The 22,906-nt window shown below is 54.7% G+C and carries 21 protein-coding genes; 9 read left to right on the top strand and 12 right to left on the bottom strand.

The annotated features are described in order from the left end of the window. Positions 1-41 precede the first annotated feature (41 nt). The 5 genes from phoB to PUV54_RS05215 all read right to left on the bottom strand — a co-directional run bounded on the left by phoB (position 42) and on the right by PUV54_RS05215 (position 5,289). A complete protein-coding gene (gene phoB / locus PUV54_RS05235; RefSeq protein ID WP_274494528.1) occupies positions 42-731 on the bottom strand; it encodes a phosphate regulon transcriptional regulator PhoB in 690 nt (229 codons plus the stop codon). A gap of 16 nt (positions 732-747) precedes the next feature. After that, a complete protein-coding gene (gene phoU, locus PUV54_RS05230) occupies positions 748-1,479 on the bottom strand; it encodes a phosphate signaling complex protein PhoU (RefSeq protein WP_274494527.1) in 732 nt (243 codons plus the stop codon). Positions 1,480-1,626: 147 nt separating this feature from the next. Then, on the bottom strand, positions 1,627-3,024 hold the full coding sequence (locus PUV54_RS05225; RefSeq protein ID WP_274494526.1) for an ATP-binding protein: 1,398 nt from the start codon (positions 3,022-3,024) through the stop codon (positions 1,627-1,629). A gap of 44 nt (positions 3,025-3,068) precedes the next feature. Further along, positions 3,069-4,835 carry a DUF885 domain-containing protein gene (locus PUV54_RS05220; protein ID WP_274494525.1) on the bottom strand — a complete coding sequence of 589 codons (1,767 nt, stop codon included), beginning with the start codon at positions 4,833-4,835 and terminating at the stop codon, positions 3,069-3,071. Between the two features lie 19 nt (positions 4,836-4,854). Further along, positions 4,855-5,289 (bottom strand): hypothetical protein, encoded by a 435-nt coding sequence (locus PUV54_RS05215; protein ID WP_274494524.1) that lies wholly within the window; start codon positions 5,287-5,289, stop codon positions 4,855-4,857. Between the two features lie 128 nt (positions 5,290-5,417). Here PUV54_RS05215 and PUV54_RS05210 point away from each other — a divergent pair, with 128 nt between their 5' ends. Continuing rightward, a complete protein-coding gene (locus PUV54_RS05210; protein ID WP_274494523.1) occupies positions 5,418-6,617 on the top strand; it encodes a PQQ-dependent sugar dehydrogenase in 1,200 nt (399 codons plus the stop codon). Between the two features lie 3 nt (positions 6,618-6,620). Here the strand turns inward: PUV54_RS05210 and PUV54_RS05205 are convergent, their stop codons facing one another. Both PUV54_RS05205 and PUV54_RS05200 read right to left on the bottom strand, forming a co-directional pair. Then, on the bottom strand, positions 6,621-7,073 hold the full coding sequence (locus tag PUV54_RS05205) for an MmcB family DNA repair protein (protein WP_274494522.1): 453 nt from the start codon (positions 7,071-7,073) through the stop codon (positions 6,621-6,623). Between the two features lie 56 nt (positions 7,074-7,129). Further along, positions 7,130-7,450, bottom strand: coding sequence for a 2Fe-2S iron-sulfur cluster-binding protein (locus tag PUV54_RS05200; RefSeq protein ID WP_274494521.1), 321 nt, complete (start codon positions 7,448-7,450; stop codon positions 7,130-7,132). A 121-nt stretch (positions 7,451-7,571) separates the two neighbouring features. On the opposite strand from PUV54_RS05200, the gene tsaE reads away from it, so the two are divergent. From tsaE to trxA, 6 genes are all read left to right on the top strand, one after another. Further along, positions 7,572-8,036, top strand: a complete 465-nt coding sequence (tsaE, locus tag PUV54_RS05195) for a tRNA (adenosine(37)-N6)-threonylcarbamoyltransferase complex ATPase subunit type 1 TsaE (protein ID WP_274494520.1) — start codon at positions 7,572-7,574, stop codon at positions 8,034-8,036. Between the two features lies 1 nt (position 8,037). Beyond that, complete coding sequence (locus tag PUV54_RS05190; RefSeq protein ID WP_274494519.1) at positions 8,038-9,123, top strand: aminoglycoside phosphotransferase family protein; 1,086 nt, start codon at positions 8,038-8,040, stop codon at positions 9,121-9,123. Next, entirely contained in the window at positions 9,120-9,854 is a 735-nt protein-coding gene (locus PUV54_RS05185; RefSeq protein ID WP_274494518.1) for a nucleotidyltransferase family protein, read from the top strand. Before PUV54_RS05190 ends, PUV54_RS05185 begins: the two co-directional genes overlap by 4 nt. After that, positions 9,851-12,844 (top strand): double-strand break repair protein AddB, encoded by a 2,994-nt coding sequence (addB, locus tag PUV54_RS05180; protein WP_274494517.1) that lies wholly within the window; start codon positions 9,851-9,853, stop codon positions 12,842-12,844. Before PUV54_RS05185 ends, addB begins: the two co-directional genes overlap by 4 nt. Then, positions 12,841-16,332, top strand: coding sequence for a double-strand break repair helicase AddA (addA, locus tag PUV54_RS05175; RefSeq protein ID WP_274494515.1), 3,492 nt, complete (start codon positions 12,841-12,843; stop codon positions 16,330-16,332). Before addB ends, addA begins: the two co-directional genes overlap by 4 nt. A 66-nt stretch (positions 16,333-16,398) precedes the next feature. Next, positions 16,399-16,734, top strand: a complete 336-nt coding sequence (gene trxA, locus PUV54_RS05170; RefSeq protein ID WP_274494514.1) for a thioredoxin — start codon at positions 16,399-16,401, stop codon at positions 16,732-16,734. On the opposite strand, the gene PUV54_RS05165 is transcribed toward trxA, so the two are convergent. The 3 genes from PUV54_RS05165 to trpA are packed head-to-tail and all read right to left on the bottom strand — an operon-like array spanning position 16,731 to position 19,983. Beyond that, complete coding sequence (locus PUV54_RS05165) at positions 16,731-18,029, bottom strand: bifunctional folylpolyglutamate synthase/dihydrofolate synthase (protein WP_274494513.1); 1,299 nt, start codon at positions 18,027-18,029, stop codon at positions 16,731-16,733. The two genes, trxA and PUV54_RS05165, sit on opposite strands and share 4 nt — an antisense overlap. Positions 18,030-18,065: 36 nt before the next feature. Next, a complete protein-coding gene (gene accD / locus PUV54_RS05160) occupies positions 18,066-19,043 on the bottom strand; it encodes an acetyl-CoA carboxylase, carboxyltransferase subunit beta (protein WP_274494512.1) in 978 nt (325 codons plus the stop codon). 49 nt (positions 19,044-19,092) lie between these two features. Beyond that, positions 19,093-19,983, bottom strand: coding sequence for a tryptophan synthase subunit alpha (gene trpA, locus PUV54_RS05155; protein WP_274494511.1), 891 nt, complete (start codon positions 19,981-19,983; stop codon positions 19,093-19,095). A 3-nt stretch (positions 19,984-19,986) separates the two neighbouring features. Between trpA and yidD the strand changes: the two genes are divergently transcribed. After that, positions 19,987-20,379, top strand: coding sequence for a membrane protein insertion efficiency factor YidD (yidD, locus tag PUV54_RS05150; RefSeq protein ID WP_274494510.1), 393 nt, complete (start codon positions 19,987-19,989; stop codon positions 20,377-20,379). Positions 20,380-20,394: 15 nt separating this feature from the next. On the opposite strand, the gene PUV54_RS05145 is transcribed toward yidD, so the two are convergent. Together PUV54_RS05145 and PUV54_RS05140 are read right to left on the bottom strand one after the other, a co-directional pair. Next, positions 20,395-21,315 carry a hypothetical protein gene (locus PUV54_RS05145; RefSeq protein WP_274494509.1) on the bottom strand — a complete coding sequence of 307 codons (921 nt, stop codon included), beginning with the start codon at positions 21,313-21,315 and terminating at the stop codon, positions 20,395-20,397. A gap of 136 nt (positions 21,316-21,451) precedes the next feature. Then, on the bottom strand, positions 21,452-21,952 hold the full coding sequence (locus PUV54_RS05140) for a DUF6265 family protein (RefSeq protein ID WP_274494508.1): 501 nt from the start codon (positions 21,950-21,952) through the stop codon (positions 21,452-21,454). A gap of 79 nt (positions 21,953-22,031) precedes the next feature. Between PUV54_RS05140 and PUV54_RS05135 the strand changes: the two genes are divergently transcribed. Next, on the top strand, positions 22,032-22,880 hold the full coding sequence (locus PUV54_RS05135) for an ATP-grasp domain-containing protein (protein ID WP_274494507.1): 849 nt from the start codon (positions 22,032-22,034) through the stop codon (positions 22,878-22,880). Positions 22,881-22,906 lie beyond the last annotated feature (26 nt).

The following is a 22,906-nucleotide window of genomic DNA, read 5'->3' as shown; positions in this document are numbered from 1 at the left end:
TTGGTATAAAACAAGAAAACCCGCCGAAAGGCGGGTTTTTATTATCGCATATCAAGAGCGTATCCGGCCGAACGAACGGTTCTGATTGCATCGCCCTGTTTGTATTTGTTGAGCGCTTTTCTCAGCCGGCCGATATGAACATCAACCGTACGGACTTCAACGAAGACGTCCGATCCCCAAACGGCGTTCAGCAATTGCTCACGGGAAAAAACGCGCCCCGGGTGCTGAATCAAATGATCGAGCAATCGAAACTCAGTGGGCCCGAGGTGAATATCCTTGCCGCCACGCGTCACCTTGTGGGAAACGCGGTCGATGCTGATATCGCCGACAGTAACCGTATCATCAGCGAGTCCAGGCCTAATCCGGCGCAGGATCGCTTTCACCCGCGCGATCAGCTCGTTCGTAGAGAACGGTTTGGTCAAATAATCGTCGGCGCCGGTTTCCAGGCCTCTGATGCGGTCCGCTTCTTCTGAGCGGGCGGTGAGCATGATGATGGGAATGTTCCGGGTTTCTGATTTTGACCGGACCCGACGACAAACCTCAATCCCGGATACTTTCGGCAGCATCCAGTCCAGGATGATGATGTCAGGGCCGAATTCTTCAACCTTTAAAAGGCCTTCCTCGCCATCCATGGCGAGCGCCACCTCGAATTTCTCCTTGGCGAGATTGTATTCAAGAAGCGTAGACAGAGCATCTTCGTCTTCGACGATAAGAACTTTCGTCGCAGGCATTCCGTTGTGTCCCGTGTTACCCGCCAGCCGTTCCGGACTGCTTAGGCGGAGATACAATCGTTGTCGAGGTCTTATCGCCTTTAGGGCGCTGCTCCATCAGCCGCGAGCCGGTCACCAGAAAATGCAGCGCCTCGGCGATATTTGTTGCGTGATCGCCCACTCGTTCAAAATTCTTGGCTGTAAACACGAGATGGGTGCAGGCGTTTACGCGCGCCGGGTCGTCCATCATGGCGAGCAGAATTTCTTCGAAGATCGAGTTGTAGAGCTCATCAAGCTCGTCGTCACCGCCCCATACGGCCCGTGCCGCATCGAGATTGCGGGCTGCATAGGCATTTAAAATGTCGGAAAATTGTCTAAGGCTTGCCCGCCCCATGCGGGCAACGCCAGATGTCGGACGCGCCGGCGCCTCAAGGCTAACCACGAGCGTTCTCTTAGCGACGTTCTTGGCGAGATCCCCAACCCGTTCCAGTTCGCCAGCCAATTTGCCGATAGTCATGACTTCGCGCAGCGCCTCCTCAGGGAGAGGGCCTGTTTTCAACAGTTCCATGACCTGGAATTCGATTTGGTCGTCAAGGGCGTCGATACGCGCGTCAGCGGCGATAATGGCTTCCGCAGCCGGCAAGTCTCGGCGTTCAAATGCGGTGACGGCTTTCGCAAGCTGGCTCTCCACTTGCGCCGCCATACGGGAAAGCGCCGTTTCGAGGGCGAGACGCGCCTGATAAGAAGATTGCGGGGCCGCGGTAGCCATTGTTGAGTTCGCCTGTGCAATAGGGGCTTGAAGGATCGTGTACATGCCCATTTTTTATGACAAATTCTTGTCGGCCGACCCTTTTAGGCGCATTTTTTGCGCCTGTAAATTTTCCTCAGGCCTAAGCGCCCTAAAGCCCTGTTTTTACTATGGCGCTTGCTGAAAATGACATGCGAAGACAGTACCGCCCGCAAGCCGGCTTTCGATCTGAAAACCGCCTTTATGCCGGTTCATGATGTGCTTGACGATGGCAAGCCCAAGTCCTGTGCCGCCGCTTTTGCGGCTGCGTTCCACATTGACCCGATAAAACCGTTCTGTCAGCCGCGGCAGGTCAGCGCGTTCTATGCCGGGCCCAAAATCACGTACCTGCACGTAAATGAGATTGTCGATGCCAACACCCAATCTCGCGGCTACCTGTTCTGCGCTATCACCAGCACGATGCGCCGGCGGACCGTCTGCAAACGGCGTCGGCGCAGCGCCTCGTCCAACACTGATCTTAACCATGGCGGGATCACCGCCATATTTAACCGCGTTGTCGATCAGGTTTTGAATGGCTTGGAAAACTTCATCGCGATCAGCGCGAATTTCAGTATTTACGCCGTCTTCCTGCGCGAAATCAACAATGGCGCCGGCGGCTTCAAAGAGCGGCGCTAAGCTTTCGATTACGTCACGTGAAAGCTCAGCAAGGTCAACGCGATCTCGTGGCGGAACATGTTCATTCAACTCAATCCGCGACAGCGACATCAGGTCGGCCACAAGGCGTTGCATGCGTTCCGCTTGCGACTGCATCACGGACAAAAACTTTTCCCGGGCCTCCGGATCGTCTTTTGCATGGCCGCGCAGTGTTTCGATGAAACCGATAACTGAAGCCAAAGGCGTTCTAAGTTCATGGCTGGCGCTGGCGATAAAGTCTGCGCGCATTTGCTCAAGTCGGCGTTCTGTCGTCAAATCCCTGACGAATATAAGAACGCGCGTGCGGTTTTTCCCATCTTGTTGAGCGCCAGTTTCGATCGGTGCGATATAAGCACGGCAGGTGCGTTCAACGCCGCCAATGGTCGTAAATTCGACTGTTGCTGGCTCATGGCTTGAAAGGACAGCTTCAGATGCTTCAAAGACGTTTGGCGCCCGTAACACCGAGGCGAAATGACGTCCGGTAACTTCTGTCAGTCCAACAAGGTCGAGGGCCGCAGGGTTGGCGTGCTCGACCATACCGTCTGCATCAAGAATAAATAACGGTTCCGGCAATACTCGGGCAACGCCATGCACCATTCGGAGGCGCGCCAGTTCCGCTTCCTGTGCGTTGAGCTCGGTTTCGACAATACGTTGAACAGGCGCCGCCCAAACGCGGCCGGACGAAAAACGGTATCGAACAGCCAGGGCGGCCATGAACGCCAGCCATGTCACCAATGCCAGGCGCCAATCAGCAAGGCCTGAGGCGATCAAGGCCGCGCACACGCCTGCGCTGATGCCGATTGCCCATATAAAATCGCGCGCGCGCACTTGCGCGGCAGTATTGCGTATGAGCGTTGCGAGATCGTCCTGCATGGCGGATACGCCTAGAGCTTCAGACCAATCTGAGCAAGGCGTTCCTACCTTCCCAGTTCATCTGCGATCCAGGTATCAATGTTGTCCTCAAGCACAGACAGGGGAACGGCGCCGTTTTCAAGGAGGGCGTCGTTGAATCGGCGCAAATCGAAATCTCGTCCTAGTGCTGTCGTCGCGCGTTTTCGCAGTTCCTGCATTTTCAATTCGCCCATCTTGTAGGCCAAAGCTTGCCCCGGGTTCACAATGTATCTGTTTACTTCAGCTTCAATGTTGTGGAGCGACAGGGCGGTATTAGACGCCATAAAGTCGATTGCCTGTTGTTTCGTCCAGCCCTTCATGTGCAGACCTGTATCCACAACGAGGCGGCTGGCCCGCCACATCTCATAAGAGAGGCGGCCAAAATTCGAGTAAGGGTCCTGATAAAACCCGGCATCAAGGCCTAAGCTTTCAGCGTAAAGGCCCCATCCTTCGGTAAATGCCGTAAAACCGCCATATCTACGGAAATTTGGGACCGTCAATTCTTGTGCAAGGGCAACCTGGAAATGATGCCCAGGCACAGCCTCGTGCAGTGAAAGAGCTTCCAGTTCAAAAAGCGGGCGTTGTTCAAGCAGCGATGTATTGATGCGGTAAACGCCAGCGCGGCTGCCATCTCCCGACGGGCGTTCATAGTACGCAGTTGTCGTTCCCTCAGCGATGTCTTCCGGGACTGGTTTGACAGTATACGGCATGCGAGGAAACTTCGTGAAGAGAGACGGCAATGCGCCGTCTGCTTTTTTTGCAATAGTTGAAGTAACAGCAACCAGTTCATCGGCTGTCTTTGCGTAAAATTGCGGATCAGTACGCAGGAACTCCTGGAATTCCGTAAAGTCGCCATCAAAGCCGGATTGTTCAATTACTTTATCCATCTCGGAGCGGATGCGCGCTACTTCTCGCAACCCGATTTGGTGAATATCCTCAGGGGCCTGATCGGTTGTTGTGTACACTCGGGCGCGATGTTCGTAGTACGCTTCGCCATTAGGAAATGAAGATGCGCCAACGCTTTCTCTGCAGGCGGGTGCGTACTCGTCCTGATAAAATTCTGCGAAGGTTGCGAAGGCAGGAATAACAACGCTTTCGACAATGTTTTCGGCGCGATTACGTATACGCCTCCAGTCGCTGTTCGAGATAGTCGATGGTTGCGTTTCGAATGGTTTCATCAAAACGCTGTCTTCTACATCATCGACAATGTGATAGAGGATAGTTTTTTCAGCGCCTTCCATTGGGGCGCATGGTTGCGTCCACCCTGCTGCAACACCCGCGCGTAATGTTTCTGCGGCTTCGCTTAAATAACGCGGGCTGTCTTCAAGCCGCGCCAGATAGCTTTCATAATCCGTTTGGGTGAAAAAAGGCAGGCGGTTCGCCATGCTTACAATGGTTCGATGAGGCCCCCATCGATGGTTGATGAGTAGGTATTTGCCGCCATACTTAGCGCTTTCAACATCATTTTGAACGTCGAGCAGTAGGAGCTTGTAGTTTATTTTTTCGTCTTCCGTCAGCGTCGTAGTATCGAGCGCTTCCAGCCGTTCTAAAAACTCTTGCGCTTTGGCGAATTGTTTTTCCGAAGTTTCAATAGAAGGCGATCCCAATTGATCATCAAAATCGCGAACGCCAAGCGTTGTCGCGAAAACAGGGTTTTGCTCTAACCTGTAAGCCCAATGGTCATCGATGATGGACTGAAGAGTGTCTGAGGCTGGCTGCGCGGCAACCGAAGTTATCGCCGAGAACAAGCCGAGAGCGACAGCTAGAGTTCTGTTCAGTCTGTTGACTTTCATGTCTGAATTCTTTCGTTGATTAGCGAGGGCGTAAGTTTGCGAAAATGATGCCGCCGATCAGGCCTGCAAGACATTGCAATGACACGCCAAACGCATCGCGCGCGCCGCCTATGATGCCTGCGCCCCCGCCGAGTTGCTGTTCGACCAGCGTCAGCATGGCCAGCATGCCAACAGCACCTGCTGCTGGATAAGCTATCGGCGAAAGCGGTTTCAGAACGCGTTTGACGCCAAACGCGACCAGAAACGCGACTGCCAGCATGATGGCGATGATCGCGCCATAAATGGTCAATCCGGTGAAATTTAAGATGAAGGTGTCAAGCTGTTGCTGTGGAGAATAAACCGCGCCTATCGCAGCCTGTTTGGCGATGACCTGTTGCGTATAAAATCCTGTTGCAAGCACATAGGTCGCGATTAAAGACACCAGAAATGCGATCGCTGTTTTCAGTATACTCATGCGCGCCACCTGTTTGCCGTCCTTAGAGTACGATCTGCGCGATTTTTTGATGTTGCGCAATATTGACCCCCATTAGCTAGAGCGCCTACCCATGAGAGCGAAGTTTTATCTGTCCGGAGGGCGCTTTTATGGTTGATGCAGGCCGAAAATTTCTTTGTGCGTGTTGCGTTGCGGCATTGATGTCCTGTTCTGCAGGAGATGGCGTCGCTTCATCCTCGCAGGCGAAGGGCGGAGGCGATGCCGAGCTTCAAGAAACGCTTGCTTCCCCGGCGCCGGAAGGCGAGCTTGCATTGAGCGTTGAAACGCTCGCGGACGGCCTCGTCAATCCCTGGTCCATCGCGTTTCTGCCGGACGGCTCCATGCTTGTGAGCGAGCGTGAGGGACGTCTTCGCATCATACGTGATGGTGAGCTTGTTGATGCGCCCGTCGCCGGCGTCCCCGAGGTGCTATCGTATAATCAGGGCGGGCTACATGATGTTCTGCCGCATCCAAACTTTGAAGAGAACGGGCTTTTGTATCTTGCTTATGCTCACGGTACGGAAGGGTCTAATGCTACACGGGTTGCTCGCGCCAGGTTCGATGGGCAATCATTGAATGATGTTGAAGTGCTCTATGATGCGAAGCCGCTAAAGGATACCGGTCACCATTTTGGCGGCCGCATGGTCTGGGGCGGCGATGGCAAGCTTTATGTCTCTGTCGGCGAGGGCTCGCGCTACAAAGAGAAAGCTCAGGACATGTCGAGCAGTTTTGGCGCCGTCCTGCGTCTCAATGAGGATGGCTCTATTCCGGCTGATAATCCGGACTTTGGTGAAGGTGCGTTGCCGGAGCTTTATTCAAAAGGTCACCGTAATCCGCAAGGGCTCGCCTATGACGCTGAGCGCGATATTCTCTGGGAGCATGAACACGGTCCCCGTGGCGGCGATGAAATCAATATTGTAGAGCCGGGCGCCAACTACGGCTGGCCCCTTGCAAGTTATGGCATTGACTATAATGGCGCGAAAATTACGCCGTTTACTGAGTATGAAGGGACAAGACAGCCCTTTAAATACTGGACGCCGTCCATAGCACCGTCAGGTCTGGCGGTTTACCGGGGCGAGCTTTTTTCTGATTGGAATGGCGATTTGCTAGTGGGCGCGATGTCATCGTCTTCCGGGGAAGCGCTTCACCGCGTGATTTTGGACGGCAATGAAGAAGTTGGTGAAGAACGCTACCTCATTGGTGAACGAATTCGCGAAGTCAGAGTTGGTCCTGACGGCGCCATCTATGTCACGACGGAAGAACGCCGTGGTGCGCCGGAGGGAAAAGTCCTGCGCGTAACGCCGCAATAAAAGCTAAGCTTCACAAGGCGCTAGTAGCGCGCGCTGCGCCGCCTGCCGGGCAAAGCGCAGTGTTACGGCCTTGCGCCGCGCGGCCACAAGCGGGCGTTCGGCCGCGTTGCGTGAAATGGCGGCGCCATATTCATCTGCGATGATTAATCCTTCCGTTTCTGGAAGGATGTCCTGCGGAAAAGCCGGGTCCACGGCGAAATAAAACTGATCGCAGTACTCAAGATATTCCGGCCACTTTTCATCAACATCGAAATCGGCGCGGCAGGATTTCACCTCTGCGATGGTTAGGCGCCCTTTCCGATCCAGCGCCGCCACATCAGCCCTTCGGCCATTGGCGAGGCGAAATTCGCAAAGCGGACTGAAGCCCAGATCGATAAAAAGACGCGTGACGCCGCGTGTTAGCGCGACTGTCCGATCCGGACGAGCTATGTCTGAAGCGAGCTGATTGTTCTGCATTTGTTCATGAAACGCCGCCAAGGCCCAGACGTCAAGTCCGCCTACAATGGACCGGATCAGCCCTGAAATTCCGGCAGGCGCACGATGAGGCCGTCGAGAGTGCTCGTCACCTTGATTTGACAGGAAAGGCGAGAGTTTTCTTTAGGTTCGGCGGCGAAATCGAGCATAGACTCTTCCATGGATTCCGGCTTGCCGGTTTTCTCGCGCCAGGTCTCGTCAACGTAAACATGGCATGTGGCGCATGCGCAGGCGCCGCCGCAGTCCGCATCAATACCCGGGACCATATTCTTGACGGCTGCTTCCATCACCGAGACGCCTTCTTCGGCGTCTATCGTGTGTTCGGTTCCGTTGTATTCGATATAGGTAATTTTCGGCATGAGGCTGGCGTTCGCTGGCTGAGTGGAGATTTAAGTTCCGTGCATGTAAAGCCTCAGGCTATGAGGGCAAGCCCTTTTTCACCTTTCACCGCATAATGTCGCGGCTAAGAGCGCAAAGTTGATGACCGGAATTTTATTTCATTTGGCGAGTGAAACTGAGACATCGGCGCTTGGCGTAAGGCTTGCGCCGCTGCTGCGCGCAGGCGATGTGGTTCGGCTGGAAGGCGACCTTGGCGCCGGGAAGTCGACGCTTGCGCGTGCGCTCATCCAAGAGCTGACGGGTGTTGTCGAGGCGCCGAGCCCGACATTTACGTTCGTGGAAACCTATGACGCGCCTGATTTCACGCTTTGGCATTTTGATTTTTACCGGCTGGAAAAGTCTGAAGACGTCTGGGAGCTTGGGCTGGAAGAAGCGCTGGAAGATGGCGCCGTCCTGGTTGAGTGGCCTGAACGTGCGGAAGGTTATCTGCCAGAGGAGGCTCTGGCCATTCGATTGGAAATTGTGGTGAACGGCCGTCAGGCAAATATTAAAGTGAATAGAGCATGGATGGCGCGTCTTGCGGCGGCGGGAATCAAGTCAAATTAATATGATGAATGGTGACATCGACCATATGGAAGTTACGCGCCAAGCATTTCTGAAATCTGCAGGCTGGGGGAAAGCGCAAGCGCGGGCCTTGGCGGGTGATGCGTCAACGCGCCGGTATGAGCGGCTGGAAATGGCCGGTAAGCACGCCATTTTGATGATTGCGCCACCTGCTGCTGAAACGTCTGGCTGTCCAATAAACGCCACGGAGGATGAGCGGCGCGCGCTTGGATACAACGCCATGGCGCGGCTTGCGGGACCCAACCTCAATGCGTTTGTCGCCGTGTCAAACTTGCTGCGGGAAGCAGGGCTTTCGGCGCCTGAGATTTATGCCGCTGACCCTGATCAGGGGTATGCTCTGTTAGAAGACCTTGGTGACGATCTGTTTGCCAGTGCTGTCGAGCGCGTAGATGAGCAAACGCTTTACAGTTCCGCAGTCGATGCGCTTCTACATCTTCATGGCGCTCGGTTGTTAGCACCGTCGTGTGATACCTACAGTATGTTGTCTTATGACGGTTTAGCGCTAGAGGCAGAGGTCTGTTTGCTGACGGAATGGTATTGGCCGTTGAAAACAGGTGCGGCGATCAGTGATGATCTTTGTCATGAGTATATTGCTCGCTGGCGTGAAGCCTTGAAAAAGTTGTCTCCTCCGCATGCGCCTGCATTGCGAGACTTTCATGCGGAAAACCTGTTGTGGCTGCCGTCAAGACGAGGCGTGATGCGGGTGGGCGTGATTGATTTTCAGGACGCCCTGTTTGGCCACGCTGCTTATGATCTCGTTTCGCTCTTGGAGGATGCACGCCGCGATGTGTCGCCCGAACTCGCAGACGCCATGATCAATCGCTATGAACGCCATACAGACCCGGATTTTGATAAGGAGAGTTTCAGGCGCGATTACGCTATTCTCGCGGCTCAACGGAACGCCAAGATTCTTGGTATTTTTGCGCGACTGGCAAAACGCGACAACAAGCCCCGGTATCTTGACCTCTTGCCGCGCGTTGAGGCGCATTTCAGGAACGATTTAAAGCGTGAACCACTGGCGCCATTGGCGGCGTTCATTTCGAAACACCTGCCGGAGCTCGGCGTATGACAAAGACGCCTCAGACCGCCATGGTGCTTGCCGCCGGGCTTGGCACGCGCATGCGCCCGCTTACGGATGAAACGCCAAAGCCGCTGATTAAAGTCGCTGGCAAGCCACTGATTGATTATGCATTGGATCGATTCAAACGAGCCGGCGTGGGGCGTGTTATTGTGAACGTGCACCACCTTGCCGATCAGGTTGAAGCGCACATGTCGAATGTGTCTGGTTTGGATGTTGTCATCTCAGATGAACGCGGCGCCCTTTTAGAAACTGGCGGCGGGTTAAAAAAAGCGCGTCCGCAGTTTGCTGATAGCCCTGTTTTTTGTACGAACACCGACGCCATTATGATCGACGGCGCGGGCGAGGAGGCTTGTGCGGCTCTCGCCAATGCTTGGGATGGCTCACGTATGGATGCGCTTTTGTTGTTGGTCCCGATTGAGCGAACTAGCGGCTATGAAGGTCGCGGCGATTTCGAGCGTGGTGATGATGGTAAAATAGCACTTCGTTCCGGCGAAACGGCCCCATTTGTGTTCACGGGCCTGCAGATCATATCTCCAAGGCTGATCGACGAAGGGCCTGACGGCGCTTTTTCAACACGCGTCCTTTGGGATAAAGCTGCGGCCAACAACAGGCTCTTGGGCGTCGTCTATGACGGCGAATGGCTGCATGTAGGCGATCCACCTGGTCTTGAAGCGGCTGAAAAACGCTTGCGCGATGGTGTAGTCTCTGTTTCAGGATGACCTCATCGACTAACCCTTTCAGCGGGCCGGGCCCGAGATTTTTTTCCATTCCACCTGGGCGCGCGTTTTTGGAAGACCTTGCGGAAGGCGTCGTTGATGCTTGTCGCAAGAATGATTTTCAGATTCCCGATGTGACTATTTATTTGCCAACCCGCCGAGCCATGCGCGCGCTTGGCGATGCGTTTTTGAAGGCAAGCCATGCCCGCGCCGTGTTACCGCCGCGAATTCGCGCCCTTGGCGATATCGACGAAGACGAGCTTGTCCTGTTTGAGGGAGCTGCGGAAGATGAAGCTGCCTTGTCTCCAGCCGTTCCGCCTGCGCAACGGCGGCTTATGCTGGCGCGGCTCGTCACTGAGCGTGAGCGGACATATTTCGAGGGGCAAAGGCGCTGGCCAGGTGCAATTGCGGCGGCCGATGAGCTCGGAAAACTCCTCGATTCGCTCTATACGGAAGAAATAAAGCCTACAAAGCTCCACGACATCGTGCCAGATGGTTTGGCCCACCACTGGAAGGAGTCGCTGGAATTCTTGTCAATTATCGTAACTGAATGGCCGTCGATTCTGAAAGAACAGGGCCTGATGGATCCGGCGGCGCGTCGCATCGCACTGATCGGCTTACAGGCGCAAAGGTGGAAAGAGCATCCGCCGAGAAAACCTGTCATTATTGCCGGCACTACAGGCTCAACACCTGCTGTTGCACGGATGATGAAAGTTGTTGCCGGCCTCCCGGCTGGCGCCGTCGTTTTACCGGGCCTCGATCTTGAGGCGCCCGACAGCGTTTGGGATGCCGTGGACGAGCCGCATCCGCAAAGCGGCTTAAAAGCGTTGATACAGTCGCTGGAGATCGGCAGGCGGGATGTGCGTATCTGGCCGGCGTCAGGCACTGTGAAACACAATTCCCGCACTGACTTAATCAGTGTGGCTCTGCGTCCGGCGGGCGCTTCTGACGGTTGGCGTGATTGGGCTGCTGATGCACGCGCCGCAAAGACATCTATATCAGAAGCGGTAGAAGGTTTGTCGCTCATTGAAGCGCGTGACGAGGAGTGTGAGGCAAGCATAATTGCGCTAAAGCTGCGCGAGACGCTTGAGGCGTCCGGCCGAACTGGGATGCTGGTAACGCCTGACCGAGACCTTTCGCGGCGAGTTGCGTTAAAAATGCGCCGCTGGGGCGTCACTGTTGATGACTCTGCTGGGGCGCCGTTCGCCAACACGCTCTGCGGCGGCTTTTTGCGGTTGACGGCGCAATGGCTGAATGATGCATCCGATCCCGTAAAAGTCATGGCACTGATTGATCACCCGATTTTCGGCGGTGGTATGGCGCCTTCAGTCTTTCAGAAGGCGAGAAGTTTCTTCGACCGCGGCTTACGCGGGCTTCGTCCGGCGTCAACTATAGCGGGCCTGAGACGGAAGCTCGAAAACCAGCAAGTGCTTCCCGAGTTCGCGGCTGAGTTATTGGAGTCGCTTGAACGCGCGGCTGCGATGTGGCCGGGAAAAGACTCGTCGTTTTCAGGACGTGTTCATGCGCACCTTGCGGTTGCCGAACAACTATCATCAGTTGACGATGAGAAAGGCGAAGTTCGCTTATGGCGCGGCGAAGATGGTGAGGCTGGCGCCAGCGCGCTGCCGCAACTGATGGAGTCGCTTTCACTGATCGCATACGACCGGCCGGAAGAGTATGCCGACATTTTCACGCGCCTGATCGCCGGCGTTATGGTGCGCCGTCGCTCGCCGGCACATCCACGCATCACAATTCTAGGTCCGCTTGAAGCGCGCCTGCAAACAGCCGACGTCGTCGTCCTTGGTGGGTTGAACGAAAGCGTGTGGCCGCGCGATGCCGCCATCGACCCGTTTCTATCGAGACCAATGCGGCGGGAACTCGGGTTGCCGTCTCCCGAGCGGCGAATTGGACTGGCCGCGCATGACTTCATGCAAATGACTTCCATGGGCGAGGTGATGCTGACACGCTCAACGCGTGCTGGCGGAAAACCGACGAAACCTTCGCGGTGGATTGTTCGGTTGAAAAATATACTCAAAGGGGCTGATGCGCTCGAGAAAGTTGATGACACTTCGCGATGGGAATCTTTATCGGATCTTCTCGATCAGCCCGAAAAAGTGCTGCAAATCGCAGCGCCGGCGCCGCGCCCTCCCGTTGATGCGCGTCCCAAACGCTATTCTGTTACGCAAATAGAAAAGTTGCTGCGCGACCCCTATGCGGTTTACGCGCGGCATATTCTCCGCCTGGATCCGCTCGATCCGCTCGGTGAAGACTTTAGTTCGCGTTATCTTGGCAACCTTTTGCACAAAGTGCTCGAAGTCTATTTTCGCGAAGCTGGCGACAACTCAGAAGTCGAGGAGTCAGTAGAACATCTGAGTCAGATTTTTGAGCGTCATGCACAAGACTATGGACTCGATGAAACGCACTTTTGTTTTTTGAAGCGCAGGCTCGAAGAAGCTTTTCAACAGATAATTGACTGGGATGTAAAACGTCAGCGCCTCGGCTGCCCGGCTGTTATCGAGGGCAAAGGCGTTTGGACTTTTCCGCTCAACAGCCTCGAGTTTACATTAAGTGCGCGCGCTGACCGGATCGACCAAATAAGAGATGGCGGCGCCTATATAATAGATTACAAATCCGGCGAACCGCCAAGTCTCGATCAGCAAAAGGCCATGTTCAGTCCGCAGTTGCCTTTGACTGGCCTGATCGTCGAGCAGGGCGGGTTTGAAGAAATTGGCGCAGCTTCCGTAAGCGGATTTGAATTTTTGCGCCTCATCGGCGGTAAAAAAGACAGCGAGAAATCGTCAGGCTTTACGGGAGAAGATGCAAGTGCGCTGATTGGCGACACACGCGACGGCTTATTTAGCATTTTGCGCCACTTTGCCGATCCGTCGACATCATTTCCATCGCAGCCGCGCCCGCAATATGCAAACCGGTTCGGGGATTTCGATCATCTTGCGCGCCGCCGGGAACGCCAGGCGCAAGGGGGTGACGAATGACACCCTTTGAGCAAACAGTCGCTAATCAGCGTATTGCGGCGACTCCATCGCGTTCGTCTTTCGTCATGGCTAACGCCGGATCAGGCAAAACGCGCGTGCTTACAAATCGTGTCGCCAGATTGCTTCTTGATGGCGTCGATCCTGAAAAAATTTTGTGCATTACATTCACCAAAGCGGCCGCGGCCGAGATGGCTGACCGGTTGTTCTCTGTGCTTGGTGATTGGGCTCTTGCCACGGATGCGCAGTTGATGGTTGCTCTGGAAGAGCTTGAGGGCGCCAGGAACGAGCGCGCGCCAGATGATCTCGCCAAGGCGCGCCGGCTTTTTGCACGAGCGCTTGAAACGCCGGGCGGCCTTAAAATTCAGACCATCCATTCGTTTTGCGAAAGCGTGCTGCGACGTTTTCCTTTGGAAGCCGGCGCGCCGCCGGGCTTTACGGTGCTGGAGGATGCTGACGGCTTCGCGCTTATAAATGCAGCGCTGGACCGCGTTGCTCGTGATGCTGGAGATGATCCTGTGCTCGCTGCAGCTTTCAGTCAACTTTCTGGTGAGCGAAATGAAGATCAGCTACGTGGATTGCTCATCGGGGCTGCAGCCAAGGGCGCTATATTCGAGCAAGCCAGTGATTGTGAAACGCAAATCGCGCAATTGGCGCAAGCGTTAAAGGTTAATCCTCCTTTCGACGCCGCCCGAGTAAAGGATCAATTTCTTTCTGCTCTTGATGTTCAAGATTTGAAACGCGCTCATGATGGTCTTGCCGCTGAAGGAAAGAAGCCACAGGACGCCGCAAAAAGATTGGCGCCGTATTTTTCAACCGAGGAGAATTCTGAAAAGTGGCTTGTTCTTGAAAATTTTTTATTGACCAGCGCCGGTACGCCTTACAAGCAACTTGCGACTAATGCGACAGATAAGCATGATCCGTGGGTTAAGCCATACCTGCAAGATTTGCTGACAGGATTTGATGATACTGTTGATAATCTGAAGGCGCTGAAAATCTTTCAGGATACCGCCGCTCATTGGCGGCTGACCGCTGCGCTCCGCGAGCAGTATAATGCTACAAAATCTTTCCGAGCGGTGCTTGATTTTGACGATCTCATCTTGCGCACACGCGCGTTATTCATGCGTGCTGAAAGTGCATGGGTGATGTACAAGCTCGATTTTGGCATCGAGCATATTCTGCTGGACGAAGCGCAGGATACTAGCCCTGAACAATGGTCGGTAATCGAAAGCCTGTTCGAAGAATTTTTTAGCGGTGCTGGCGCCCGCGAGGTTTCGCGAAGCTTTTTCGCCGTTGGCGATCTCAAGCAATCTATTTATTCTTTCCAAGGTGCTGATGTCGACTTGTTCAAGCAAAAGGAACAGGAACTTGGTGAGAAACTGGCGCAGGTTACCGATTATAAAAGCGTGCCGTTAAATCTTTCGTTTCGCACGACTGCGCCGGTTCTTTCCTTTGTTGATTCTGCTTTTGCCGACAAGCAAGCGGCGGAAGGGTTGGGCGATGTTGTTCCGGTTCATGGAGTCAAGCGGGATGGCGAAGCAGGAGTGGTGGAGCTGTGGCCGCTGACGCCGTATCCTGAGAAACCGGAAGTCAATCCATGGGATGCGCCAGTTGACGCCCCGGTCAGTAATCACCCGGTGCGGGTGCTTTGCGATCGTGTCGCCAGCACAATCAAAGACTGGATCGATAAGAGTGAGTTGCTTGAGTCTCAAGGGCGCGCCGTCAGGCCTGGAGACATCCTCATACTTGTTCAGAGCCGCGGAAAGCTGTTCACAGAAATTATTTCACGGCTTTCGGCATTAGGCGTCCCAGTGGCGGGGCCTGATCGGCTGAAGTTGAATGAAGATCCGGCGGTTGAAGACCTGATCTCCTACGCACGCTTTGCATTGTGTGCGTCAGATGACTTATCTCTTGCGGAGGTTCTGAAAAGCCCGCTTTACGGCTTTGACGACGATACTGATCTTTTCCCTCTGGCTTACGATCGCGAAAAGCATGAGACATTGTGGAAATCGTTGCGCCGCCGCGCAAATGAGCACCTTCGATGGCGGTCAGCCGTTGATGAGATAAGCGCCGCTAGCGCCATTGGGAAGTTTGAGGGGCCTTTGGCGTTTCTCAATCACGTCATAGATGCAGGTGAGACATCAGGACGAAAACGTTTCTATCAGCGGCTCGGAAAAGCATCGAGTGATGCAGTAGACGAACTTTTGCGACAGGCGCTGGATTTTGAGAATTCGAATCCACGCAGCTTGCGCGCCTTTGTGGATTGGTTCGACCGTAGCGCTGCGGACATCAAACGCGAGATGGAAAGAGAAAATGATTCCGTGCGTGTCATGACCGCGCATGGGGCGAAAGGCCTTGAAGCGGAGATCGTTTTTCTTCTCGATGCACATCGCGATATAAACACGCGAAATATTGGCCCGTTGATTTCGCTAAAGGATTGCGAAGGACGCGGACTGCCACCTGAGGCGGCGTTATTGGTCAACTCAAAGTCTGATGACATTGATCTTACCGAAAGAGCGCGAGAAAACCTGAAATGCAAAGATTATGAGGAGTATCGACGGCTTTTTTATGTGGCGGCGACGCGCGCTAAAGACCGGCTTTATATTTGCGGTGTCGAGAGCGGTAAAAAAAGCGATCCCCATAAGAAGCCGGTCAATCAAAAAACCTGGCACGCTCTGGCTGAAGATGCATTCGGCCGCCTGGTCAATGTATCAACCGACTCAAGCCCGTTCTGGGAAGAGGGGGGTGGTGTTGTTCGCAGGATAAGCTGCGACCAGTCGGCGCCCGTCAAGAAAGAACCGCTACTAGTAGAGACGCCAGCAATTTCGACGCCGTCATGGTTGTTTCAAAAAGCAGGAAAAGAAACGCTCGCGCAAAGATTGACTCCTTCGAAGCTCGGTGGAGAGGAAGAGATACATCAATATTTGGAGGAGGCTGACGGTTCTTATTCACCTTTGCGCGGACACGACAAGTATTTTCGTGGGAGGGTTTTGCACAGATTGTTAGAGTTGTTGCCAGAGGTAGCCGAGCAGGAACGCTTAAACGTAGCGGATCGGCTGCTTGGCTGGCTTGCAGACTCTGTCGACCTGGGTGAGCGCGAAAGGTGGCGCGATGAAGTTTTAAAGGTGTTGCATGACCCGTCATTCGCGAAGGTTTTTGCGCCGGGGTCCATGGCGGAGGTTCCGATAGCCGGGACGCTCGGTGCTGGCGATACCGCTTTAAAAATCAGTGGACAGATTGATCGTCTCGTCGTTTCTGAATCACAGGTTTTTGTGGTTGATTATAAAACCAACCGGCCTCCTCCGCAGGTGGCCGCTGAGATCGATCCATCCTATGTTGCGCAAATGGCTGCCTATCGCGCGTTGGTTCAGGAAATCTATTCCGGCCATGAGATCATCTGTGGCCTTTTATGGACTTATGATGCCCGGTTGATGATGGTTCCGAAAGAAATGCTTGATCACGCGGCGGTGCGTGCCGGAATAGCGGGTTGAAACCAGCGCGGTTCGGTCTATCTTCATGCTTTCGCACCAAACGCGAGATCAGGAGTAATTTAGATCATGGCTATCAAAACCGTTACCGACGCCAGCTTTTCCGCCGATGTCATTGAATCCGGAGACACTGTTCTTATCGATTTTTGGGCCGAATGGTGCGGGCCATGTAAGCAGATTGCGCCGGCGCTGGAAGAAATCGCCAATGAATACGCAGGGAAGATCACCATCGCCAAGGTGAATATCGACGAGAACCCTGAAACGCCCGGCAAGTATGGCGTGCGCGGCATTCCGACGCTCATGATTTTCTCAGGCGGCGAGCATGTGGCGACGCGTGTTGGCGCTGCTCCGAAAAGCACGCTCGCGGCATGGGTTGATGAAGTGCTGAAACAAGCCGCCGCTTAAGAGTTATCGTGCAAAATTTCGCCAGCTAGATAGAGCGAGCCGCTAATAAGAAACCTCGGCGGCTCGTTTGATTCCGCGCATGCCTTTGTGAAGGCCGTTTCAATTGAATCAAAACTTTCCGCGTTTAGCCCCGCATTGGTGGCTGCGTTGCGGACTTCAGAAGCACGCATCACACCTTCATGGTCTGCAGCAACGCAATACGCTTTTCTTGCAATGCCATTGAAAGGTGCAAAGTAACCGGCTGCGTCCTTGTTCGCTTGCATGCCTGATACCATGACCAGCGGTTTTGAGTGGCGAGCTTCCATGTCCGCCATGGCGCGCGCGACGGCGCGTCCCGCATGCGGGTTATGGCCGCCGTCGAGCCAGATTTCAGGGCTTTCGCCAAGTTGTTCATATGCAAGATCAATGAGAGGCCCGGCCGTAAGCCTTTGAAGACGAGCAGGCCAGTGTGTGAGCTCTATGCCTTTTGAAATGGTCGCATCATCAAACGTCAGTCCGGCAGCGCGAATGGCGGCGATTGCGGCGCCAGCATTTTCGATCTGATGCGCGCCGGGAAGACGCGGAAGTTTGAGATCGCAAAGACCGGTCTCATCCTGATAAATCAGTCGTCCGTGTTCGGACCAGACATTCCAGTGCTCACCGGAAGCGAAAGTATCCGCGCCGGCATTGCGGGCGCATTCCTGCAACGCCGCCATGGCTTCAGGCGATTGGGGAGAGATGACGGCTGGCGCGCCGCGTTTGAAGATGCCGGCTTTTTCAACGGCGATGCCAGAAAGTTTGTCACCGAGAAATTGTTGATGATCGAGATCAACCGGCGTGACGACGGCGGCGGCGATTTCATCAAAAACGTTGGTGGCGTCGAGCCGCCCGCCCAAGCCCACTTCGATGACGGCGTAGTCGGCCGTTGATTCTGCAAATGCCAGCAATGCGGCGCAAGTCGTCGTCTCAAAATAGGTCAGCATATTGTCGCCCATGGCGGCGTCGGTGCGCTCCAGGGCGTCGATGAGCGTGGCGTTACTTATGTCTTTTCCGGCTACGGCGATTCTTTCGTTGAATCGTACGAGGTGCGGCGACGTATAGACGTGTACGGAATTACCAGCCGATTCCAGAATAGACCTTATAAAAGCGACGGTCGAACCCTTGCCGTTGGTGCCTGCGACGTGAAAAACCGGCGGCATGGTTCTTTGCGGATTGCCGAGCCGAGACAATGCCGTGCGTATGCGATCAAGCGACAAGTCAATAATAACTGGCCGCCGGTTCGCAATGCGTGCAAGAACCGATTCAATGTCGCTCAAGGCGTTTTTTCCTGAATGAGTTTATAGGGCCCGATGTTACTCGGCGGCCTTATCAAGCTTTGGTCGAGTTTTGGAAACTGTTTTTTTAGGCTTTTCCAGGGTCACTGTCTTCGCCGGTTTTTCAAGCTTTGCTGGAGTGGTTGCAACAGGCGCCGCTGCCTGGCGTCGCTCCTTGATCAACACGCGTATGAGTCGCGACAGCGTTTCTTTCATGTCTGCACGCCGGACAACTAAATCGACCATGCCTTTCTCTTCGAGAAATTCCGCGCGTTGAAAGCCTTCGGGCAGTTTTTCGCGGATGGTCTGCTCAATGACGCGCGGCCCAGCGAAGCCGATGAGCGCGCCCGGTTCTGCAAGGTTGACGTCGCCGAGCATCGCGTATGATGCAGTCACGCCACCTGTCGTCGGATTGGTCAGAACGACGATGTAAGGAAGTCCCGCCTCTTTCACCATCTGCACTGCGATCGTGGTGCGCGGCATCTGCATCAGGGAAAGAATGCCTTCCTGCATGCGCGCGCCGCCTGACGCAGCGAATACGATGAGCGGCGCCTTGCGAGCGACCGCCTCTTCGGCGGCTTTAATCATGGCTTCGCCGAGCGCCATACCCATGGAGCCGCCCATGAATTTGAAATTCTGGATCATGGCGACAACGCCAGCGCCGTCGATTGTTCCGTACGCAGCGCGCATGGCGTCTTGCTGACCAGTTTTGCGGCGGTTTTCCTTCAACCGATCTGTATACCGTTTTTCATCGCGAAACTTCAGCGGGTCGGTAACGGGCTCAGGAAGTTCAAGTTCTTCATAGGCGCCATTGTCGAAGATAAGCTTGAGGCGCTCTTCGGGCGCGATTGCGAGATGATGATCGCATGACGGGCAGACCTGTTGTGCGGCATCAAGGTCACGTTGGAAAATCATTTCGCCGCAGCCATTGCACTTGGTCCACAGCGCGTCTGAGTCGTCATCTTTGCGATTGAAGATGTTTTTGATGCCCGGAGGAATGTTCGACAGCCAACTCATGTCCCACTCGCGTTTGTCACGTTGATCCTACGGTAATCCGGCGTCGCGCTTATGAATTGCGCGCGGCGCGGATCGCCCCCGAAATATCCCGCGCCAGCCTCAAGACCGCGTTAACGGCATTATCCGCCTCTGCGGCGCTGGCTTCAAGTCCTCGATTTTCAATAGTTTTCGCCCAGAGGTCGACCAGCGCTGAACCTACCACCACGGCGTCAGCGAATTTGGCGAATTCGCGGGCTTTTTCAGCCGTTTTGATCCCGAAACCGACTGCTATCGGCAAACCTGACGCCGCCTTTATCCGCGCAAGGGCGGACTTGACGGCTTCAGTCTCGCCACTGTCTTTGCCAGTGATTCCGGCGATGGAAACGTAATAGACGAAGCCCGACGTATTTTTGATGACGGTGGGTAGCCGTGTATCGTCTGTGGTTGGCGTGGTGAGGCGGATGAAATCGAGGCCTGTTTCCCGCGCGGGCAGGCAAAGCTCAGCGTCTTCCTCTGCCGGCAGATCGACGATGATTAAGCCGTCAACGCCAGCATCCCTGGCGTCCCCAAGAAATTTTTTCGGCCCGTAGGCATAGAACGGATTGTAGTAGCCCATCAGGACTACCGGCGTCTCATTGTCTTCGGCGCGAAACGAGCGAACCATTTCGAGGGTTTTGGCGAGCGTCTGGCCGGATTTAAGGCTGCGTAAGGCTGCTGCCTGAATGGCGGGTCCGTCCGCCATGGGGTCAGTGAAGGGAACGCCCAGCTCGATAATGTCCGCGCCACCGTCAGGCAGTTCTTTCATCAGCCGAAGCGACGTCTCGTAATCGGGATCGCCACCCATGATATAGGGAATGAAGGCGGCGCGATTTTCCGCTTTTAACCGGTCAAAAAGGTTTTTGATGCGCGACATAAGCTTTTCAGGGCGAATTCGAAGCGGCTTGCCTAGCGTGCTGGCCATGGAATGCAAGCATTTGTCGAGGCGGATCTGATGGTGAAGGTGAAATCCGGGCCGGGCGGGCGCGCAGTCATGGGCGCTATCTGGCTTTACCGCCGGAGTCTCTCGCCGATGCTATATGCCCTTGGCGTGCGGTGCCGTCATACCCCCAGTTGTTCGCAATATGCCGCAGAGGCGTTTGCCAGCCATCGGTTTAAACGAGCCTTCTGGCTTTCCGTTTCGCGGTTCCTGCGCTGTCATCCCTTCGGGTCGCACGGGTTTGATCCCGTGCCAAAGGACCAGCCGGATGTCGGCTGGAAATTCTGGAAACTCGGCGACTGGGCCTGGACGGAAAGAAACGGAACTCAAGATGGCGCAAGCTCAAACGAAAAGAGCGGCTCTGGCGAGCCGCTCTCCTGAAGGGTCAAGTTCTGCTTACTTTCGCAAGTATGACATCGATGGGCCGGGCCGGCCGACGAAGCAGGACTTTGTAAAGCCGTAATATTCGATCACCTTGATGATCTCTTGGGCCTCCGCTTGTGTGGGCGCAGAGAAAGCAAAGTGATTTCCATTGGAAACGACCGTGAAGTTGCCGCCATTATTCCTGACGCTCAAGTTGTTCGGGTTGATGTTGACGCAGTCTTCGCCAGGAATGGCTCCGGACGGCGCACCATTGTCAACGAGCCAGTAGTGAAGTGAAGCGTCAGGCCGGCCGACAAAACATTGCTTGTTGAGGCCGTAACGTTTGACGATGTCGCGCGCGCGGGTCATTTCATTGCGGTTTGAGCCGGCGTCGAGCATCCACATATTTCCCTGTATCAGCTTCCACGAGCCATTGCGGCGCGCGACCGAAACCTGATCGGGATTAAACGAAATGCAGTCTTCGGAAAACGGTTTCAGCGGCTGAGCGACGATGACGCCAGGCACGGGCGTCAATGTTAACGGCGCCTTTTTCATGGATGCGTGCAGGACATAATCATTGCGCCCGCTGTTATCCACAAAATGCGTATAAACGTGCGCGCGTAAAGTATCGCCTGCACGCCCATCAAGCACGACGGTTTTGGTTGAAAAACCCTGATTGAAAACAGCAATGATTGCTTCGGTATTCGCCGTCGGATCTGTTGCGGCGGAATTGGAATAAGCGGTCGCAGGTACTGAACCCCAGTCGCACGGGTTGGGCGTACATTCGCCGTTGACGGACACAGTCAAATTTCCGCCGGCGTTGGAGATCGACAGGCTGTCTAGCCCGCCTGCGTTTTTCTCCCAATTGCCAAGCCATTGATTTAACGGCGCGGCGTGGGCGGCTGTGATGGTGATGAGCGCTGCGGCGCCCGTTGCAATAAGTTGCTTGAACATTGGATATCTCCCCCTTTTTGTTCACCCGCTATGCGGGCAATCAAATCTTGAGTTTTGAAAATGACCCAAATGGGGCGGAGAAAGGGAGATTTCCCGGCGCATGATCACTGGAAATCACAACAGGCTTTGGTACGAGTTAGTTATCCTCGCGTTTGAATGTGAGCGTAAAGCCGCCTTCTTCTCCATCTTCAACAAGAACGACTTCGGCCTGCAAAGTGTCAGCGTCAGGCATCCAGTAGCGGATTGATTTTACGTCTTGCGACGGAGGATCAGCAGTGAAGGTGGCGTCCTGATCGCTTGCTGATGTCAGCGCGAGCATGATCGGTTCATCGTCTTCCCATGTGGTGAAGTCGGCATTGTAGTGCTTGAAACGCATGATGACGCCAGCGTCTTCTTCTGAGACGACGATGTATTCGAGAACGCGCAGTTCTCCGCTCGCGACACCACGCGCCATGCCTGTCATGACGCCGCCTTCAGCATGGGACCATATCTCTTCGAAGACGAAGCCCTCGCCGCCACGCCATGCGCCAGTGAGAAAAGCGAGGTCATCCAGAGAGTAATTTTCTTCAGCGGCGACGTCGCTAAACACCGAAGAGGCGACAACAGCAATAGTGGTGAGAATGAAACGTAGAAACATTGGGTTTTGCTCCCGGCAACTAGCAGCGTAAGAATGCCACAGTATTCCTCATCCTTCACGCCTTCTTTTTGTGAGCGCCATGAAATCCGTCACCATTGCTACGTGCATTGAACAGCAACAGTTGCAGGAGAGCGATGCTGTATTCGCCGAGACGCTAGCGGCGAGAGAATGCGAGGTTCTGGCGGCTCCATGGAATGGGGATCAAGCCGCGTTTGAAAATGCGGACGCCGTCATCATTCGTTCCACTTGGGATTATCAGAATAGTCCGCAGGCGTTTGTTGCCTGGTTCGAGGCGCTAGCCTTGAAAATCCCAGTGTTTAATTCAGCGCAGCTCATTCGGAGGAATATGTCAAAACGGTACCTGCTTGATCTTCAGACGGCAGGTGTGGCGATGCCGCCATTGTCATTGGTCGTGCCGACGGCGGATAGCATCGCTGCCGGTATGGACACGCTGGGACTTCAGGTTGCTGTCGTGAAACCGGAATTTGGCGCCACGTCGAGCGGGTTATCCATCGTCAAGCGGACAGACGAAGCCGGACTGGCAAAAGCTGCGGAGAAAATGGCGATGCCGGGCCTAGTGCAGGCGCTGGCGGCTGAGATCGAGAGCATTGGCGAGACGTCATTCATGTTCATTGATGGCGTTTACACGCATGCAATGACAAAAAAGCCGAAAGCCGGTGATATCCGCTGTCAGGCCGAATTTGGCGGCACAGTGGAACTTGCCTCGCCGCCCGCTCACGCCATTGATGATGCCGCCCGCATTCTCGCGATGATGGACGAAACGCCGCTATACGCCAGGATTGACGGCATTCTCCTTGACGAAGGCTTGCAGCTTATGGAAGTCGAACTGATTGAGCCGGAACTCTTTTTCACCTATTGCCCTGAGGCTGCGGCGCGGCTCGCCGCTGCGCTCATCGAACGTCTGTAACAAACACTACTGAAGAAATGTAGAAA

The sequence above is a fragment of the Hyphococcus flavus genome (assembly GCF_028748065.1).
In the GTDB taxonomy this organism is placed as follows: Bacteria; Pseudomonadota; Alphaproteobacteria; order Caulobacterales; family Parvularculaceae; genus Hyphococcus; species Hyphococcus flavus.
This window is presented reverse-complemented; position numbering and strand designations above follow the sequence as displayed.

Bases quoted from the DNA above. Each gene is read 5' to 3' on its own strand.
- PUV54_RS05210 (WP_274494523.1), top strand. From the start codon at position 5,418: ATGGTTGATGCAGGCCGAAAATTTCTTTGTGCGTGTTGCGTTGCGGCA.
- PUV54_RS05185 (WP_274494518.1), top strand. From the start codon at position 9,120: ATGACAAAGACGCCTCAGACCGCCATGGTGCTTGCCGCCGGGCTTGGC.
- addB (WP_274494517.1), top strand. From the start codon at position 9,851: ATGACCTCATCGACTAACCCTTTCAGCGGGCCGGGCCCGAGATTTTTT.
- PUV54_RS05200 (WP_274494521.1), bottom strand. From the start codon at position 7,450: ATGCCGAAAATTACCTATATCGAATACAACGGAACCGAACACACGATA.
- phoB (WP_274494528.1), bottom strand. From the start codon at position 731: ATGCCTGCGACGAAAGTTCTTATCGTCGAAGACGAAGATGCTCTGTCT.
- accD (WP_274494512.1), bottom strand. From the start codon at position 19,043: ATGAGTTGGCTGTCGAACATTCCTCCGGGCATCAAAAACATCTTCAAT.
- PUV54_RS05190 (WP_274494519.1), top strand. From the start codon at position 8,038: ATGATGAATGGTGACATCGACCATATGGAAGTTACGCGCCAAGCATTT.
- PUV54_RS05215 (WP_274494524.1), bottom strand. From the start codon at position 5,289: ATGAGTATACTGAAAACAGCGATCGCATTTCTGGTGTCTTTAATCGCG.
- PUV54_RS05140 (WP_274494508.1), bottom strand. From the start codon at position 21,952: ATGTTTCTACGTTTCATTCTCACCACTATTGCTGTTGTCGCCTCTTCG.
- PUV54_RS05220 (WP_274494525.1), bottom strand. From the start codon at position 4,835: ATGAAAGTCAACAGACTGAACAGAACTCTAGCTGTCGCTCTCGGCTTG.
- yidD (WP_274494510.1), top strand. From the start codon at position 19,987: ATGCAAGCATTTGTCGAGGCGGATCTGATGGTGAAGGTGAAATCCGGG.
- PUV54_RS05205 (WP_274494522.1), bottom strand. From the start codon at position 7,073: ATGCAGAACAATCAGCTCGCTTCAGACATAGCTCGTCCGGATCGGACA.
- phoU (WP_274494527.1), bottom strand. From the start codon at position 1,479: ATGGCTACCGCGGCCCCGCAATCTTCTTATCAGGCGCGTCTCGCCCTC.
- PUV54_RS05135 (WP_274494507.1), top strand. From the start codon at position 22,032: ATGAAATCCGTCACCATTGCTACGTGCATTGAACAGCAACAGTTGCAG.
- PUV54_RS05145 (WP_274494509.1), bottom strand. From the start codon at position 21,315: ATGTTCAAGCAACTTATTGCAACGGGCGCCGCAGCGCTCATCACCATC.
- PUV54_RS05225 (WP_274494526.1), bottom strand. From the start codon at position 3,024: ATGCAGGACGATCTCGCAACGCTCATACGCAATACTGCCGCGCAAGTG.
- addA (WP_274494515.1), top strand. From the start codon at position 12,841: ATGACACCCTTTGAGCAAACAGTCGCTAATCAGCGTATTGCGGCGACT.
- tsaE (WP_274494520.1), top strand. From the start codon at position 7,572: ATGACCGGAATTTTATTTCATTTGGCGAGTGAAACTGAGACATCGGCG.
- trpA (WP_274494511.1), bottom strand. From the start codon at position 19,983: ATGGCCAGCACGCTAGGCAAGCCGCTTCGAATTCGCCCTGAAAAGCTT.
- trxA (WP_274494514.1), top strand. From the start codon at position 16,399: ATGGCTATCAAAACCGTTACCGACGCCAGCTTTTCCGCCGATGTCATT.